General features: G+C 71.9%; 18 protein-coding genes. 14 read left to right on the plus strand and 4 right to left on the minus strand.

Annotated elements, in window-relative coordinates; translation table 11 throughout:
- Both WD250_08020 and WD250_08025 read right to left on the minus strand, forming a co-directional pair.
- A partial coding sequence (locus WD250_08020; GenBank protein ID MEX2620152.1) for a glycosyltransferase occupies window positions 1-395 on the minus strand: 395 nt, incomplete at its 3' end.
- Between the two features lie 9 nt (window positions 396-404).
- Window positions 405-1,781, minus strand: a complete 1,377-nt coding sequence (locus WD250_08025; GenBank protein MEX2620153.1) for a hypothetical protein — start codon at window positions 1,779-1,781, stop codon at window positions 405-407.
- 83 nt (window positions 1,782-1,864) lie between these two features.
- Between WD250_08025 and WD250_08030 the strand changes: the two genes are divergently transcribed.
- The 6 genes from WD250_08030 to pdxS all read left to right on the plus strand — a co-directional run bounded on the left by WD250_08030 (window position 1,865) and on the right by pdxS (window position 7,179).
- Window positions 1,865-2,455, plus strand: coding sequence for a CDP-alcohol phosphatidyltransferase family protein (locus tag WD250_08030; protein ID MEX2620154.1), 591 nt, complete (start codon window positions 1,865-1,867; stop codon window positions 2,453-2,455).
- Between the two features lie 98 nt (window positions 2,456-2,553).
- Window positions 2,554-3,522 carry a phosphatidylinositol mannoside acyltransferase gene (locus tag WD250_08035; protein MEX2620155.1) on the plus strand — a complete coding sequence of 323 codons (969 nt, stop codon included), beginning with the start codon at window positions 2,554-2,556 and terminating at the stop codon, window positions 3,520-3,522.
- Entirely contained in the window at window positions 3,519-4,643 is a 1,125-nt protein-coding gene (locus WD250_08040) for a glycosyltransferase family 4 protein (GenBank protein MEX2620156.1), read from the plus strand. The genes WD250_08035 and WD250_08040 overlap by 4 nt, the downstream gene beginning before the upstream one ends.
- A gap of 10 nt (window positions 4,644-4,653) precedes the next feature.
- Entirely contained in the window at window positions 4,654-5,205 is a 552-nt protein-coding gene (locus WD250_08045; GenBank protein ID MEX2620157.1) for a LemA family protein, read from the plus strand.
- A gap of 35 nt (window positions 5,206-5,240) precedes the next feature.
- Window positions 5,241-6,275 carry a DUF3048 domain-containing protein gene (locus WD250_08050; GenBank protein ID MEX2620158.1) on the plus strand — a complete coding sequence of 345 codons (1,035 nt, stop codon included), beginning with the start codon at window positions 5,241-5,243 and terminating at the stop codon, window positions 6,273-6,275.
- Window positions 6,276-6,285: 10 nt separating this feature from the next.
- Window positions 6,286-7,179, plus strand: coding sequence for a pyridoxal 5'-phosphate synthase lyase subunit PdxS (gene pdxS, locus WD250_08055; GenBank protein MEX2620159.1), 894 nt, complete (start codon window positions 6,286-6,288; stop codon window positions 7,177-7,179).
- Between the two features lie 177 nt (window positions 7,180-7,356).
- Here pdxS and WD250_08060 read toward each other — a convergent pair whose 3' ends face one another.
- Window positions 7,357-8,283: a hypothetical protein gene (locus WD250_08060; GenBank protein MEX2620160.1), complete on the minus strand. Its 927-nt coding sequence runs from the start codon at window positions 8,281-8,283 to the stop codon at window positions 7,357-7,359.
- A gap of 171 nt (window positions 8,284-8,454) precedes the next feature.
- Window positions 8,455-8,865, minus strand: a complete 411-nt coding sequence (locus tag WD250_08065; GenBank protein MEX2620161.1) for a DUF4383 domain-containing protein — start codon at window positions 8,863-8,865, stop codon at window positions 8,455-8,457.
- Between the two features lie 95 nt (window positions 8,866-8,960).
- Between WD250_08065 and pdxT the strand changes: the two genes are divergently transcribed.
- From pdxT to WD250_08105, 8 genes are all read left to right on the plus strand, one after another.
- Window positions 8,961-9,644, plus strand: a complete 684-nt coding sequence (gene pdxT, locus WD250_08070; protein MEX2620162.1) for a pyridoxal 5'-phosphate synthase glutaminase subunit PdxT — start codon at window positions 8,961-8,963, stop codon at window positions 9,642-9,644.
- A 58-nt stretch (window positions 9,645-9,702) separates the two neighbouring features.
- Window positions 9,703-10,452, plus strand: coding sequence for a YebC/PmpR family DNA-binding transcriptional regulator (locus WD250_08075; protein ID MEX2620163.1), 750 nt, complete (start codon window positions 9,703-9,705; stop codon window positions 10,450-10,452).
- A 194-nt stretch (window positions 10,453-10,646) separates the two neighbouring features.
- Complete coding sequence (locus WD250_08080) at window positions 10,647-11,114, plus strand: TadE/TadG family type IV pilus assembly protein (protein MEX2620164.1); 468 nt, start codon at window positions 10,647-10,649, stop codon at window positions 11,112-11,114.
- Window positions 11,102-12,142, plus strand: coding sequence for a pilus assembly protein TadG-related protein (locus tag WD250_08085; GenBank protein ID MEX2620165.1), 1,041 nt, complete (start codon window positions 11,102-11,104; stop codon window positions 12,140-12,142). The genes WD250_08080 and WD250_08085 overlap by 13 nt, the downstream gene beginning before the upstream one ends.
- A gap of 11 nt (window positions 12,143-12,153) precedes the next feature.
- Window positions 12,154-12,918, plus strand: a complete 765-nt coding sequence (gene cpaB, locus WD250_08090; GenBank protein ID MEX2620166.1) for a Flp pilus assembly protein CpaB — start codon at window positions 12,154-12,156, stop codon at window positions 12,916-12,918.
- Complete coding sequence (locus tag WD250_08095; protein ID MEX2620167.1) at window positions 12,915-14,126, plus strand: AAA family ATPase; 1,212 nt, start codon at window positions 12,915-12,917, stop codon at window positions 14,124-14,126. The genes cpaB and WD250_08095 overlap by 4 nt, the downstream gene beginning before the upstream one ends.
- Window positions 14,123-15,541, plus strand: coding sequence for a CpaF family protein (locus WD250_08100; GenBank protein ID MEX2620168.1), 1,419 nt, complete (start codon window positions 14,123-14,125; stop codon window positions 15,539-15,541). The genes WD250_08095 and WD250_08100 overlap by 4 nt, the downstream gene beginning before the upstream one ends.
- Window positions 15,538-17,145 carry a type II secretion system F family protein gene (locus WD250_08105; GenBank protein ID MEX2620169.1) on the plus strand — a complete coding sequence of 536 codons (1,608 nt, stop codon included), beginning with the start codon at window positions 15,538-15,540 and terminating at the stop codon, window positions 17,143-17,145. Before WD250_08100 ends, WD250_08105 begins: the two co-directional genes overlap by 4 nt.
- Window positions 17,146-17,149 lie beyond the last annotated feature (4 nt).

The following is a 17,149-nucleotide window of genomic DNA, read 5'->3' on the forward strand; positions in this document are numbered from 1 at the left end:
CCGAGGCGCCGTGGGGGCCGGTACATCCTGATCGGTTCCAGTCGCACATCGGTCATCCGTATGGCTCCGACCAGCCATGGACATGGGGAACACCGAAGCTGACGGAGCGCGGCGTCGACTCCATCACCCAGCAAGACGTCATCCGCGTTGGCGAACAGCAGGACGTCACCCGTTGCGACTCGTGCACCGTGGTTCATCGCCGTATAGATGGAGGAGCCTGCCAGCAGTTCGAACCTGGCACCGGCCTCGAGTACGCAGGCCTTGGTGGCATCTGTCGAGCCGCCGTCAACCACGATGTGCTCCAGCACCGACGAGCAATCAGCGACTGCCGATAGGCAGTCAGCGATGTACTCACCGGCGTCGAGCGTTGGCGTGATGACAGAGATGGTGGTCATGCTGTGGCCTCAGCTTCCACCGGCCGCTCCGGCCTTGCTTTCGGCGACGAGTGCCGCAAGCGTCCACACCCCAACCGCCACGAGCACCATCACGGCGACCATGGCCGGACCGGCGATCTGCATGGCGTGCCAGACCTTGACGTTCGCCCAGGCGCTGCGCTCGACGTAGTCGACCGTGTTGTGGACGGCGCCGAGGCCCTGGATCACGATGGACAGCATGACCAGCGCGGAGAAGATGCGCCGGCGCGAGGAGGTGCGCGCCGTCCACTCCCGATACGCGAGCAGCAGCAACGGCGCGGCCATCATGAGCAGCTCGATCGACAGCCGGTAGGAGAAGAAGTTGTTGCCGCCGGAGAAGTAGTTGATCCGCAGCTGCACGAGCATGTAGACGAGTCCACCCACGGCGCAGGAGCGCACCCAGGGGGGAGCCACGCGCCACGCCGATCGCAGGCCGGGGAGAAGCGCCAGCAGGAACGGCGACATGACCAGGAACCCGCGATCGGGGGACACCAAGGTGCCGGCGATGCCCTCGCCGTAGTCCCACCACGGCCGGCCGGCGAGATTGCTCGTGACGTAGCTGTCGTAGCCGCCGGCGAGTGATACCTCACCGAAGATGGCGACGTTGTAATACAGGAGCGCGCACAGTCCGAGCAGGGCAGGCACGCCGATGAGGGCGACGGGGCGCCAAGACCGGGCGCTGATCCCTGCCCACACGCCTGCCACAGCGGAGATGACGGCCAGGTGCGGTCGGGTGAAGACGGCGAGTCCAAAGCCGATGCCGGAGCGCACATAGTGCTCCCTGGCCAGGGCCAGCATCGCCGCGGCGAGCCACAGCTGGTTGGGTCCATGCGCCCACAGGGCGTCGGCGGACACCGACCAGGTGGAGGTTGCCAGGCCCGCGATGAGAGCCGCCGCCATGGCCGTCGAGGGCCGGACAAGGCGGCGAAAGACGAGGTGGAGCAGCGTCATGGCCCCGGCGGCAGCCATGACCGCGGCGAGTGTCGCGGGGACGAGGCTCGGGACCTCGGGATCCGTGCCGACCAGCCAGTAGAACGGGACGGCGAAGAAGATGACCCCAGGTGTGCGGTTGCTCACCACGCGCTCGCCGTTGTCCACGAACCACAACAGCCTGCCTTCGAACGCGTCGAGGGTCAGGTTGCCGTGGGTCACCAACTGCCAGGCGGGGACCCCCGCTGCCACCGGGTCCGGGCTCACGCCCCAGGTGTAGGTGGCGGTGGCCAGATACACGAGGCAGAGGAACAGGAAGACGAAGGTCGCCGACAGGGCAGCCGGGTAGCCGTCGATGCGCTCGGGCAGCCCCGCCAGGGCAGCGGGCAGCCGGGCACGGGCTGCGCGCAGGTTTCGGGGTACGGACGACACGTTCACCAGTATCAACCTCGGACGACGACCACCTCTGCTTGATCGTCGCGTCACGGGCCGGGCACCCTGATCGCATAGCCTCAAGCGCTATGGCCCTGAACGCGTACGCGCGCGCCGCCACCGACCGGGTGCTCACCCCGGTGGGTCGGGCGATGGCGCGCCTGGGCTTCACCGCCAACGGCATGACCGCCTCCGGCGTGGTGCTGACGGTCGCCGGCGTGGTCGTGGTCCTGTTGGGCCAGCACGTGATCGGCGCCTGGGTGCTCGCGTTCGCGACCGCCACCGACGCCTTCGACGGCATCGTCGCCCGGGAGCGGGGCACCGCGGGCCCGTTCGGCGCCTTCCTGGACAGCCTGGCCGACCGCATCGGTGAGGCGCTCATCTTCGGCACCGTCGCCTGGCTCGTGCGCGACGACCCGCTGCTGTTCGGTCTGGCGATCTTCGTTCTGGGCGGGTCCCAGGTCACCAGCTACATCCGCGCCAAGGCCGAGTCGCTCGGCTGGGACGCCACCGTGGGGGTCCTGGAGCACGCCGAGCGGGTCATCATCATCATCCTGGGCATCGTCTTGTCCCTGCTGGCCCTGGCCCTGTGGGTGCTCGCGGTCGGTGTGGCGATCACGATCGTGCAGCGGCTGCGGGCCGTCGCCCGCGAGGCCGGGCAGGCCGGGCAGACGCCGTGAGCGCCCACCGGGGCTCGGGATTGCCCGGCCAGCCTGTGGACCGCAATCCGGGCGCGCATCAGCGCATTCCCCCCGACCCTCGACCGGAGAGCCTGGGCATGCGGGTCAACGCCGCGCTATGGGACCTGGCCTGGGAGACCGCCCGCCGGCTGCCCGAGGCGCTGGCGCATGCGCTGGCTGCGGTGCTGGCCACCGTGGCCTTCTGGGTGGCCGCTCCGGTGCGGCGGCGCCTGACCGCCAACCTCGCGCGGGTCGTGGAGCCCTCGGTGCTGGACCGGACCGTGCGAGCGGCCTTTCGCTCCTACGCCCGCTACTGGATCGAGGCGTTCCGCGCAGCTGACCTCGACCCCGACGACCTGGACCGACGCACCACCACCGGGGGCTTCGCCCACCTCGACGAGGTCCTGGAGCGCGGGCGGGGCGCGATCATCCTGCTGGCCCACCATGGCTCCTGGGACGTCTCCGCACAGTGGGGCGAGTCCCACGGGTACCACATGGCCGCCGTCGCCGAGGTGGTCCGCCCCCGTGCGCTGTTCGAGAAGTTCGTGCGCCTGCGGGAGGCGGTGGGCCTTGAGGTGGTGCCGCTGCGCCGGGGTGGCGACGTGCTCGGGCGGCTGGAGGAGGTGCTCGCCGAGAACCACCTGGTGGGCCTGCTCGCCGAGCGCGACCTCAGCGGCCGGGGACCGGTCGTGCGGTTCTTCGGCGAGGATGCGCGCATCCCGCCGGGTCCGGTGGTGCTGTCGCAACGCACCGGCGCGGCGATCGTGCCCTCGACCATGCTCCAGCGGCCCGGCCGGCGCTGGCACATCGAGGTCCTGCCCCCCGTGGACGCGGCCCACCTGGACGTCGACGAGGCCGCACAGCAGGTGGCCTGCGCGCTGGAGACGCTGATCCGGCTCGCACCCGAGCAGTGGCACGCCGTCCAACCAGTGTGGCTGGCTGATGTCCCCCCCCACCGCAGAGGCGACTGGACGCCCCGAGCGGGCAACCGCCACGCACCCGCGGACGGCAACCAGGCCGGACCCGGCGGCGGGGCCGCGGCCGGCCCGCGGGAGCAGGCGGGATGAAGGTCGCGTTGGTGTGCCCCTACGACTGGGTATGTCACGGCGGGGTGCGGGCCCATGTCGAGAGCCTTGCCGCACACCTGACCGACCGCCATGACGTGCGCATCTTCGCCCCCGCCTCGGGTCCCCTCGACCAGGCGGGCGTGGGGCCCCTGGTGACCCCACTGGGCCGCCCGATCCCGGTGCGCTTCAACCGGTCGGTGGCGCCGCTGTCACCGTCGCCGTTGGCGGCCCGCCGGACCGTGCGGGCCCTGCGAGCCTTCGACCCCGACGTCGTCCACGTCCACGAGCCGCTGGTGCCGGTCGTATCGGCCGCCGCCGCCGCGTTCGGTCCGCGTCCCGTCGTGGGCACCTTCCACGCCTGGTCCACCGCGGACCGGCTGTACCGGATGGCCGCGCCCGTGGCGCGCCAGCTGGCCCGGCGCCTGGCGGTGCGGGTGGCGGTCTCCCATTCCGCACAGACCTACGCGGGCGAGGCCCTGGGCCTGCCCCTCGGCTCGTTCCAGGTCGTGCCGAACGGCGTCGATGTCGCGCGCTACGCCGACGCCGAGCCGCTGCCCGACCTCGTGGACCCTGAACGGCCGCTCCTGCTCTTCGTGGGCCGTCTGGAGCCCCGCAAGGGCCTGGACGTCGCCATCCGCGCCTTCCTGCGGTTGCGCGCCTCCCATCCGTCGGTGCGGCTCTGCGTGGTGGGTGAGGGCCCGGAGCGGCGCCGGTGCCAGGAGATGGTCCCGGGGTCCCTGCGTCCCGACGTGCTGTTCGTCGGTGCCGTGGACGAGGCCCAGAAGCCCCGCTACCACGCCAGCGCCGACGTGTTCGTCGCCCCGAACCTGGGCGGTGAGTCCTTCGGGATCGTCCTGCTGGAGGCCATGTCAGCCGGTCTCCCGGTGGTCGCCAGCAACATCCCGGGCTTCCGCGGGGTGGTCAAGGACGCCCGGCAGGGACGGCTGGTGCCACCAGGTGACGCGCTGGCCCTGGCGGACGCGCTCGGGACCCTGCTCGCCAACCCCCGCCTGCGAGCCGCCATGACCGCGGAGGGGCGACGCAGCACGGGCCGCTACGACTGGAAGGTCGTCGGCGCCGAAGTCGAGGAGGTCTACCGCCAGGCCCTGTCGGAGGCGTAGACTCGGCGCCATGATTCCCACGCTCATCGTCATCGGGATCGGTGTCCTCCTCGTCGGAGGCTTCGTCCTCATCTACAACGGGCTCGTTGCGCTGCGCAACGCGGTCCAGAACGCCTGGGCGAGCATCGACGTGCAGCTGAAGCGCCGCTACGACCTCATCCCCAACCTCGTGGAGACGGTCAAGGGCTACGCCAGCCACGAGCGGGAGACATTCGAGGCGGTCACCAACGCCCGTGCCAACGCGATGGCGGCCGACAACCCCGCGGATCAGGCCAAGGCGGAGAACGACCTCAGCCAGGCGCTGTTCAACCTGCGCGCCGTCGCCGAGGCGTACCCCGACCTGAAGGCCAACCAGAACTTCCAGCAGCTCCAGGAAGAGCTGACGAGCACGGAGGACCGCATCGCCTTCGCCCGCCAGGGCTACAACGACGCAGTGCGGCGGTACGACACCCGGCGGCAGTCGATCCCCTACAACATCGTCGCGGGACTCGGCAGCTTCGAACCCTACGAGTACTTCGAGGCCGACACCGACAGCCGCAGCCCGGTCGAGGTCCAGTTCTAGATCCCAGCGTCCCCGTGCGCCGTGTGCTGCTCGCAGTGGCGACACTTCTCGCTGTCGCCGGCGGGATCGCCGTCGTCGTCCTCACCAGCGGGGGTGAGGACCCAGCGGTGCCGCCCGACCCTGACCCGACTGCGGAGCCAGAGCCCGAGCCCGAGCCGGAGGCCGAGCCGATCATCGCGCCGCTGACGGGTGAGGCCGTCCAAGACCCGGCTGTGCCCGGCCGCTCCGTGGTGGCCCTGAAGGTCGACAACGCACCGCAGGCCAGGCCCCAGGTCGGCTTGGAGGATGCCGACATCCTGTTCACCGAGCTGGTCGAGGGCGGGACGACCCGGTTCATCGGGCTGTACCACAGCGCCATGGCCGAGGGTGCCGGCCCGGTGCGCTCCGGCCGCGACGTGGACGCCCAGGTGCTGCCGCCCTTCTCACCGGTCTTCGGGATCTCCGGTGCGGCCCCAGGGACGTACGAGGCCCTGCGCGGCGCCGGGCTGCTCGTCTACGAGGAAGGCCAGGCCGGCGCGTTCACCCGCGACCCCAACCGTGTCTCGCCGCACGACCTCATGGCCTCCACGTCCGCGCTGGCGAACGCTTCCGGTGATCTGCCTCCCGCGGCGGAGCCCTGGCCGTTCGATCCCGCGCCACCCGCCGGGGGTGAGCCGGCGACGGGGGTTGAGCTGATCTACAGCGCCTTCTACGCCGCTGCCTGGAACTGGGATGCGAGCGTCGACACCTGGCGGCGCAGCCAGGAGGGCGGACCCCATGTCGATGCCGACGAGGAGCAGCTGACGGCCGACACCATCGTCGTGGCACGCGTGACGACCTCCAACGGCCCCGGTGTCGACGTCGGCGGCAACCCCGTCCCCGAGGTCAACGCCGTGGGCGAGGGGGAGGCGACGATCCTGCGCGACGGGCGCAGCTACCCCGCGCGCTGGCGCAAGCCGGACGCCACCAGCCAGTTCGAGTGGCTGACCCCGGAGGGCCAGGTGCTGCCGCTGCGGCCCGGCCGGACCTGGGTGGAGCTCGTGCCGGAGGCCGGCAGGGTCAGCGTCGCCACCACCCCCGGCGCGGGGTAGGCTCGACGCTATGAACGACTCCCAGTCGGGGCAGCCGGCGCACGGCTCCCACACGGTGAAGCGCGGCCTCGCGGAGATGCTCAAGGGCGGGGTCATCATGGACGTCGTGACCGCGGAGCAGGCCCGCATCGCCGAGGAGGCGGGGGCCGTCGCGGTCATGGCGCTGGAGCGGGTGCCCGCCGACATCCGCGCCGACGGCGGGGTCGCCCGCATGAGCGACCCGTCGATGATCGACGCGATCATGGCGGCGGTGTCCATCCCCGTCATGGCCAAGGCGCGCATCGGCCACTTCGTCGAGGCCCAGGTCCTGCAGTCGGTCGGCGTCGACTACGTCGACGAGTCCGAGGTGCTGACCCCCGCCGACGAGGCGCACCACATCGACAAGCACCGCTTCACCGTGCCGTTCGTGTGCGGCGCGACCAACCTCGGTGAGGCGCTGCGGCGCATCGCCGAGGGCGCGGCGATGATCCGCTCCAAGGGCGAGGCCGGCACCGGCAACGTCGTCGAGGCCGTCCGCCACATGCGGGCGATCACCGGGGCGATCCGCCGGCTGTCCGCCATGAGCGAGGACGAGCGCTACGCCGAAGCCAAGGAGCTGCGCGCCCCGATCGACCTGGTCGCGCAGGTGGCCGCGGCCGGGGCGCTGCCGGTGGTGCTGTTCACCGCCGGGGGCATCGCAACGCCAGCCGACGCCGCGCTGATGATGCAGCTCGGCGCCGACGGAGTGTTCGTCGGCTCGGGCATCTTCAAGTCCGGCGACCCCGCGCGCCGGGCCCGCGCGATCGTTGAGGCCACGACCTACTTCTCCGACGCCGACGTGGTCGCCAAGGTCAGCCGCGACCTCGGCGAGCCGATGGTCGGGCTCACCGACCCGGGCCAGCGCCTGGCAGACCGCGGCTGGTAGCCCCCGCTGGCGGCGGCTCCGGGGCTGGCTGAGGTCCTGATCACCGCGATCGGCACCGACATCGGCGAGTTCGAGTGGACACTTGTCTGGTTGCGCCACCGTCAATATGGTGATTTATCGGTCTGGCCGACCAGAGAGGTGTCCACTCGGCGCATCGCACGGCGCACCGTGGTCGCTTCAACAGGGCGACGGGGACGGGACGATCGGGGGAAGCCCGAGTGCCAGGCGCTGGGCGCGGACCGCGAGGATCCGCCGGCGGGTGGCAACGGGGGTCCGTAGCATCCGCGCGCTGATGCGGAGCGTCTGGATGTCGAGCTCGGCGAGGGCGAGGTCCCGCTCCCCGTCCCGGAAGCGGTCGACGTCACGCTCGTGGTCCTTGCGCCCGTCGTACTCCAGGCACAGCCGCGCGTCGAGGAACGCGAAGTCCAGCCGGTAGCGCCGGCCGCCGCAGGTGAACGGGACCTGCGCCTCGGGCAGCGGGTCGCCGGGCTGCCACAGGTAGCGGTACACCCAGCGTTCGCCCTCACTCTCCAAGTGCAGCAGGCCCGAGGCGATGATCCTGCGCATCTCTGGCGCCCCACGAACGGTGCCGAGCGCCACCGCCCGGTCGGTCAACTCCTCGAGCGAGGTGCGTCGAGCGCGTCGGGCATCGTCGAAGGCGACGCGGATGACCTTGGCAGAGCGGAGGTGCGCGGCGTCGATGAGCCCTCGGGTGGCGGTAAGCGCGGGCAGATCCCGGACGGTGGCCTGGTCGACCGGAGCCACCCGCGAGCGCACGACGGTGAAAGGCGCGCCCCGCACGCGGCGATCGGGATCGATGATCACGTGGTCATACCCCGACAACCCGAAGCCCTCGAGCCCGTACAGGCCGCACGCCCAGGGGCCGCCGACGCGTGCGCCTGCCCCGCTGCGGTCCAGGGCGGCCGCGAGCCGCCCGATGTCGTCGGCCCTGGCGTCGGCGACCCGGTAGTGCGCCCGTGACCACCCCACGAGCTGTCCGGCCTCCAGCAACCAGTCGATCTGCGCGGGGTCATGGCCGAGGTCGAGCAGGCGCCGGCGGGACACGAATCCGGTGGCGTGGACGTCGGGGGGCAGGGCGGCCATGGCCCGCACGATGCCGGGTCCCACCCGGACGCGGCGGGGGTTGGTACCAAGGTTGTGGACAAACGGCGGTGGGGGGGGGGGGGGGACGGGTATGGACGGACCCGCGCGGTCTGTGCTGCGCTGACCCGCGCGGGCTGTGCTGCGCTGACTACCGCGCGGCCTGTGCGCTGACTACCGCGCAGAGCTCGACGCAAGGGACCCGCGGTCGGCCTTCAGGCCGACGGCAAGGGCCAGGGCGCCCGTCCCGAAGTGCAGGACGTGGTCCGCGACGTTCAGGGCGAGGAAGTTGACCGGCGAGGCCGCCGGCACGGCGACGCCGAACACGCCCACGGCCACGTAGGCGGCGCCGACGGCCGTGTTGACCATCCGCGCCGTCGCGGTCCCGCCGACGGCCCCGGCGACGAATGCGGCGCCGATCAACAGGTGGACGACATTGTGCACGGGGTTGACCTCGAAGATGCCGAGCAGCAGGGCGCCGTCGGGAGCGGCGAGGCCGACGCCCCCGGTCACGAGGAAGCCGACGAGACCGACGAGAAGATAGACCGCCCCGAAGGCGTAGCCGAAGATCTGGTTGACGCTCATGGTGATTGCCCTTCCTATGGCCCGGTGTCGTGGGGGTGGTGGCGAGGGTTCGTCGACGCGGCCGGGTGCGGATTGGCGGCGGGTAGCCTTGGGCCATGCACCGCACCCCGCCCGGGCGCGTGTCGGGAGCGGGACTCCTGCGCGACCGCGAACCAGCGCCGGCTGGCGACGCCGACGGCCCGCGCGTCGGCGTGCTCGCGCTGCAGGGCGACGTCGCCGAGCACCTGCGGATGCTCGATGCGGTCGGTGCCCAGGGTGTGCTGGTCCAGCGCCCCGGGGACCTTGACGACCTGGACGGGCTGGTCGTGCCGGGCGGTGAGTCGACGACGATTGGCAAGCTCGCGGAGCTGTACGGGCTGCTGGGGCCGTTGCGATCCCGGTTGGCGGACGGGCTTGCGGCGTTCGGCACGTGCGCGGGCGCGATCCTGCTGGCCCGCGGGGCGCTCCTGGCCGACGGGCGGCCCAGCGAGCAGCCGTTGCTGGAGGCGATGGACCTGGTGGCCCGCCGCAACGCCTTCGGCCGGCAGGTGGCGAGCTTCGAAGCGGACGTGCACGTCACGGGCGTGTCCGGGGACCCCATGCACGCCGTGTTCATCCGCGCGCCGTGGTTCGAGGCGGTCGGAGCCGACGTGGAGGTCCTGGCCACCGTCGCCACCGCGCTCGGCGAGCAGATCGTCGTGGCACGCCAGGGCCGGCTCCTGGCGTCGGCCTTCCACCCCGAGCTGGTCGGTGACGCGCGCCTCCACCGGCTCTTCGTCGCGTCGTTGCGGCGAGGATGACGCGCGGTGGGGCGGCCTATGACGGCGCCGGGAGGGCGCCGATGCTAGGGTCCGCTTCATGTCCGGTCACAGCAAATGGTCCACGATCAAGCGGAAAAAGGGCGCCGCCGACGCCAAGCGGGCGAAGCTCTTCGGTCGCCTGATCCGGGGCATCGAGGCCGCCGCCAAGAGCGGCGGCGTCGACCCCGAGGCCAACCCCACACTCGCCGACGCGATCCAGAAGGCCAAGGACGCCTCGATGCCGAAGGACAACATCGAGCGTGCCCTCAAGCGCTTGGCCGGTGAGGACGACGGGGTCACCTACGAGACCGTCTACTACGAGGGCTACGCCCCCGGCGGGGTCGCCCTGTACGTGGAGTGCCTGACGGACAACCGCAACCGGGCCGCCAGCGACGTGCGGTCGGCGTTCAGCAAGAACGGCGGGAACCTGGCTGAGCCGGGCGCGGTCAACTACCTGTTCACCAGGACCGGCGTGCTGCTGGTCCCGGCCGACGGCGTCAGCGAGGACGACCTGCTGCTGGCGGCACTCGACGCCGGCATGGAGGACGTGCGTCTGGACGGGGACACCCACGTCGTGACCACCCAGCCGAGCGATCTGGCCGCCGTGCGCGCCGCGCTCGAGAGCGCCGGCGTGCCCGTCGCCTCCTCGGAGACCACGATGCTGCCGAGCGTGTGGGTCCCGGTCACCGACGAGGCATCGGCCCGCGCGGTCCTGCGGCTGCTCGACGCCCTGGACGACTGCGACGACGTCCAGAACGTCTACTCCAACTTCGACATCCCCGACCAGATCCTCGAAGCCGTCGCCTGACGAGCACCCCCTCGGGACCCGCCAGCCCCGGGAGCACCGGCCGGCGGCAGCAGGACCGTTGCGGAGCGTCATCACAATCGATGAAATCGCGGTCCCGGCACACCGGTGCAGGACCGCTTCATCAATCTTGACGATGACGGGCACGCGTCCTGCCGCCACGCTGCGCATACCAGATCAAAGGATGCGCGCCGGCCATGATCAGACAGCGACTCACCGGAGAGGACTCGGACCGCGGGGCCGCGGCCCTGGAGTTCGCGCTCGTCCTGCCGCTCCTGCTGCTCCTGATCTTCGGGACCGTCGACTTCGCCATGGCCTACCAGCGGCACGTGACGCTGGCGCACGCGGCTCGTGAGGGGGTCCGCGCCTGGGCGTTGTCCGACCCGGATGCCCCGACGGACCCGACACCCACGACGCAGGGGGCGGCCAGCGGCCTCCCCGCAGCCTCGGTCACCGTGGCTTGCGCGACCGCGCTGATCCCTGGCGGACCCTGGGCGCCCGTGGCGTGCAGCGACCCGTGCCTCACCGGGACGCCGGCCCGGGTCACCGCCCAGTACGACTACACCTTCATCACCCCGGTGGCGTCGTTCATGGGCATGTTCGGCGCGACCCCGTCCGACACGATCGCCCTCCGGGGGCAGGGGGTCATGCGATGCGGCGGCTGAGCGAGGAAGGCGGCGCCGTCGCCCTGTTCACCGCGCTGTGCATGATGATGCTGGCGGCGTTCGCCGCCTACGCCGTGAACTCGGGTCTGGTCTACGACGAGCGGCGGCAGCTGCAGAACGGCGCCGACGCCGCGGCGTTCGCCATCGCCTTCGACTGCGCCCGCGGGACCGCCGTCAAGTGCACCCACACCTATGCCTCCAGCGTCTCCGGGCCGGCGTACGCCGACAGCAACGCGCGCGACGGCGACGCCACGGTCCAGGCCGTCGAGCCCGCCGACCTGGCTCCCGACTCCGGTGAGGTCACCGTCGGGACGCTGTCGCGGGAGGGCGCGCAGGACGCGGTGACGTTGTTCATGGGCAACGTCCTCGGGCGGTCGACGGCCCAGGTGCGCGCGACTGCGACCGCACGGTGGGGCGGGGCCGGCACGGGCACCGGACTGCCCCTGGCGATCCCCCTGCACCGCTGGGAAGCGGTCGCCGCCTGGCAGAAAGCCACCTACCCGGGACTGACCAACGAGCAGGGCCTGTTCCCCGAAGACGGCCCCTTCCCGCCCCTGCCCGCTGCGGAGACGACCATTCTCCTCGGTGAGGACCCCGACTACCCCCCCGGCAGCTTCGGCTGGATCGACCACCCGCAGAACGTCCACCCCTACTGCCAGGTCTCCCTGGACGTGGACGATTTCGCGGTCGGCACCGGCAGCGCGTTCGGCTGCAACCACCCCGACGCCTCGGGGACCAGCCAGGAGTCCGCGGCCTTCCGCGACTACATGCTGTCGCGGACCCACCCCATCCCCGTCTTCGACAGCCACAACGGGCTGGGCGGCAGCAACGCCCGGTACCACGTCTACAGCTGGGCGGCCATCCGCGTCACCGGCTACCGGCTGAACGCAGCCTACTCGTGGCCTTCGACAACCGGCGTCTGCGGTTCCGGCAACTGCATCCGCGGGTGGCTGAGCGCCTTCGATCCCTCCGCGGGTCCCATCGGCGGGCCCGACACCGGCCTCAAGCGGGTCCAACTCGTTGACTGAAGGAGTCCATCGTGAAGAACCGCATACTCGGGATCGTCGCCGCGTTGGTGCTCGCCGCCGTCGGCACGGCGGTCCTGGTGACCTACGTCAAGGGCGCCGAGCGGCGCGCGCTGGCCGGTGAGCGCACCGTGGAGGTGCTGGTCGTGCAGGCGCCGATCGCGAAGGGCACCCCAGCCGAGGAGGTCGGCCCCCTCGTCGAGGCGCTGACGGTCCCCGCGAAGGTCCGGGCCGACGACAGCGTCGCCAGCCTCGACGCGCTCGACGGACGCGTCGCCGCCACCGACCTCGTGGTCGGCGAGCAGCTGCTCGCCAGTCGGTTCGTCGCGCCCGACGAGCTGCCAACCCTGGGGGACATCGACATCCCCGACGGCTTGCAGCTGGTCACCGTCTCGCTCGAACCCAATCGCGTCCTCGGCGGTGAGCTCCAACCCGGCAGCACCGTGGGGGTGCTGGCCTCGTTCGGGGACGCGCCGGCCGAGGACGGCGCCGCCACCGGCAGCCCGACCACCCACTTCATCCTCCAGCGGGTCCTCGTGGCACGGGTCCAGGGCGAGCCCCAACCCACCGCCGCCGGGGGGGCCGACGGCGCGCCCCCCACCGCGACGCGGCCCGCAGCACCGGGCGGCAACCTGCTCGTGACCTTCGCCCTCAACGCTCCCGCAGCGGAGCGCCTGGTCTTCGCCGCGGAGCACGGGACCATGTGGCTGTCGCTGCAGACGGACGACACCTCCGCCGACGGCACGCGCGTCCAGACCAAGGAGACGATCTACCAATGAGCATCCGCATCGTGCTGGCCACCGACGACCGTGGCTTCGAGCAACGGCTGCGGGCCAGCTATCCCGGGGGGCTCAACGGTGACCTGCGCACCCTGTCCCACGAGCACCTGGGGACCACACCCGCGCAGGCCGTCGCGGCCATCGCCGGCAGTCCCTCCGGCGCCCCGGAGGTCGTCGCGCTCGGCCCCGGGATGCCCATCGACGCCGCGCTCGACCTGGCCCGCCAGCTGGACCTCGAGCACCCCGAGACCAGCATCGTCCTCGTCGCCAAACCGACACCCAAGCTGTGGGGCCAGGCGATGCGTGCCGGCGTGCGCGACATCCTCGACCCCACCGCCACCGGCCCGGCAATAGCCGAGATCTTCGAACGTGCCGGCGAGACCGCCACGCGCCGCCGCATCAACCTGGTCGGGCAGGAGGAGGACCAGAGCGGCCAGGCCGGGCGCGTGATCACGGTCATCTCCCCCAAGGGGGGGGCGGGCAAGACCACCGTCTCCACCAACCTCGCCGTCGGGCTGGCGCGTGCCGCTCCCGGCCAGGCCGTCATCGTGGACCTCGACATGCAGTTCGGCGACGTGGCCAGCGCGCTCTCGCTCCTGCCGGAGCACACCATCGTGGATGCCGCCCTGACCTCGGGCACCCTCGACGCGACCGCGTTGAAGGTGGTGCTGACGCCGCACTCCAGCGGCCTGTTCGCGCTCTGCGCCCCCGACTCCCCCGCCGAGGGTGAGCAGGTCACAGGGGAGGCCGCAGCCATCATCCTCCGGGCGCTGTCCGCCGTCTTCCGCTACGTGGTGGTGGACACCTCCGCCGGCCTCACCGAGCATGCCCTGTCGGCCCTCGAGGTCTCCAGCGACATCGTCCTGGTCTGCTCGATGGACGTCCCCAGCGTGCGCAGCCTGCGCAAGGCGGTCAACGCGCTCGATGCGCTGGGCATGACCGCCCAGCGCCGCCATCTGGTGCTCAACCGCGCCGACAGCCGCGTGGGCCTCGAAGCCGAGGACGTGGAAGCCACCGTCGGCATGCCGGTCGACGTGGCGATCCCCAGCAGCCGGGCGGTGCCGCTGGCGCTCAACCAGGGCACGCCCCTGCTCGCCGCCGACGCCCACCACCCCGTCTCCGAGCAGCTGGCGATCCTCATCGGGCGGTTCGCGAAGCAGCCCCAAGCCCACCGTGGCTTCCTGGACAAGCTGAGGAGCGGTCGATGACGCTGTCAGAACGCCTGAAGCGGGCCAACGGCGAGGCGCCGCCGTCACCACCCGAGACCAAGGTCCGGGCCCTGCCCGCGATCCCGCACCCGGCGTCGGACCCGCTGGCCCATGTGACGCAGCGTGCCGAGCACGCCCTGTTCGCGCGCCTCGGGGCCCGGCTCTACGACTCGTCGATCACCGAGGAGCAGCTGAAGGACTTCGTCCGCCAGGAGCTGGCGGGGGTCATCAAGGAGGAGCGGGCGCCGCTCACCGACCGCGAGCGGAGTGACCTGGTCGCGGCGATCAGCCAGAACGTCCTGGGCTACGGGCCCGCCCAACCCTTCCTTGACGACCCCGAGGTCACCGAGGTCATGGTCAACGCCGGTGAGTCCATCTACGTCGAGCGCGCCGGCAAGCTGGAGCGCACCGGCGCCCGGTTCTCCTCCGACGACCATCTGCGCCGGGTCATCGAGCGCATCGTGAGCCAGGTCGGGCGCCGCATCGACGAGTCCTCACCGATGGTCGACGCGCGGCTGCCGGACGGCTCGCGGGTCAACGCGATCATCCCGCCGCTGTCGGTCGATGGGCCGACGCTCACGATTCGCAAGTTCGCCCAGGACCCCTACCAGACCGACGACCTCATCCACTTCGGGACGATGACCCAGGAGATCGCCGACCTGCTGGCCGCGTGCGTGCAGGGCCGGATGAACATCCTGGTCACCGGTGGGACCGGCACCGGCAAGACCACCATGCTGAACGTCCTGTCCTCGTTCGTGCCCAGCGGGGAGCGCGTCGTCACCATCGAGGACTCCGTCGAGCTGCAGCTGCACCAGGACCACGTCATCCGCCTCGAGGCGCGCCCACCGAACATCGAGGGCAAGGGCCAGGTCACCATCCGCGACCTGGTGCGCAACGCGCTGCGGATGCGTCCCGACCGCATCATCGTGGGCGAGGTCCGTGGCGGTGAGACCCTGGACATGCTGCAGGCGATGAACACCGGCCACGACGGGTCCCTGTCGACGGTGCACGCCAACTCGCCGCGTGACGCGATCGCCCGGCTGGAGACCATGGTGCTGATGGGCGGGGTCGACCTGCCGGTCCGTGCCATCCGCGAGCAGATCGCCTCAGCGATCGACCTCATCGTCCACGTGACCCGGCTGCGCGACGGCACCCGCCGCATCACCCACGTCACCGAGGTGCAGGGGATGGAGGGCGAGGTCGTCACCCTGCAGGACGTGTTCATCTTCGACTACGGCCCGGGCATCGGCCCCGACGGCAGGTTCCGCGGCTCGCAGCAGCCCACGGGCATCCGCCCGCAGTTCAGCGAGCAGCTCGCCAACATCGGCATCGTGCTCCCCGCGGACATCTTCGGGGGCGCCGACGGCCCCGCGACCCTGGAGGCGCTGCGCCCGGCGCGGCGAGCCCGCACATGAGACGGACCGTGCTCCTCGGTGTGACGGCCGCGATCCTGCTCGTCCTCGGGGCCGCGTCCGCGTTCATCGCCCTCGGGGAGGCAGGCAGCGACCCGGTAGCCGGCCGCGAGCTGGAGGTCGTCCTGGTGCTCGACACCTCCGGGAGCATGGAGGGCGAAGCCATGGAGGCCGCGAAGGAGAGCGCGTCCGGTGTCCTGGAGCAGCTGCCCGCGGACACCCGCGTGGCCGTCGTCGCGTTCGACACCACGGCGCGGCTGATCAGTGCCCTGACCGCCGACCTCGACGCCCACCGCGCGGCCATCGCCCCCCTGCTCGCGGAGGGGCACACCACGCTCTACGACGGCATCGCCCTGGGCCTGCGGCAGTTCACCGAGACCGGCACGGACCGCGCGGTCGTGGTCCTGTCCGACGGCGCCGACACCAGGAGCGTCCAGACGCTGGACGCGGTCACCGCAGGCGTCGCCGGGTCCGGTGCGACCCTGCACGTCGTCGAGCTCGAGACCACCGACACGGACAGCGAGGCGCTGGCGGCGCTCGCCGCCGCCGCCGGCTCCGGGCGCCACATCACCACCGGCGACCCGCAGGGCCTCGGCGCGCTGTTCGACACGATCGCCGCGGAGCTGCGCGGATCCCCTCCCCCCACCGCCACGACCGTGTGGGACTCGAGCTGGAGCCTGGGCGCGGGTGCCGGCATGCTCTTCCTCGCGCTGCTCCTGCTGTTCATGACGGTACTGCACCCCCGTCGAGGGACCTCGTCGTTGGCCGTGCGCCCGGGGACAGGCGGGGAGCGCCAGCTACCCGGCATGACGTCGCTGGCCAACCGGACGACCCACTCCGTCGAGCGCGGCCTGAAACGGCGTGGGTGGATGCCGTCGGTCAACGGTGCCCTGGAGCGCGCGGGTATCAGCCTGCGCGCCGGGGAGTACATCACGTTGGCCGGCTCCATAGTGGTCGTGGCGTTCGCGGTCGGGCTGCTGGTGCAGGGCGCCCTGACCGCCGTGCTGCTCGCGGGTGCCGTCACGGCGAGCAGCGTCGTCGGGGTCCGGACGCTCGCGGCTCGGCGGCGCGCGCGCTTCACCGACCAGCTCGGCGTGACCCTGCAGCTCATGGCGGGCACGCTGCGGGCCGGCTACGGCCTCCTGCAGTCCATCGATGCCGTGGCGCGGGAGGCGGAGTCCCCGACCGCGGAGGAGTTCCGGCGCATCGTGGTGGAGACCCGCCTGGGCCGTGACCTCGAGGAGTCCCTGCACGCCATGGACCGCCGCGTGGGCAGCGAGGACCTCCTCTGGGTGGTCCAGGCGCTCGCCATCCACCAGGAGGTGGGCGGCGACCTCGCCCAGGTCCTCGACGCGGTCGCGGGCACCATCCGCGAGCGCAACCAGATCCGCCGGCAGGTATCGGCCTTGTCGGCCGAAGGCAAGCTGTCCGCCGTCATCCTGTTCGCCATGCCCTTCGCGCTCGCCGGGTTCCTCGTCCTCACCAACCCCAGCTACCTGGGGGAGCTCGTCACCGACCCGATCGGCTGGGCCATGCTCGCCGTCACCGGCGTCCTGCTCGGGCTCGGTGGGGTCTGGCTCCGCCGGATCGTCCGCCTCGTCTTCTAGGAGC

It is taken from the genome of Egibacteraceae bacterium (assembly GCA_040905805.1).
Taxonomy (GTDB): Bacteria; Actinomycetota; Nitriliruptoria; order Euzebyales; family Egibacteraceae; genus DATLGH01.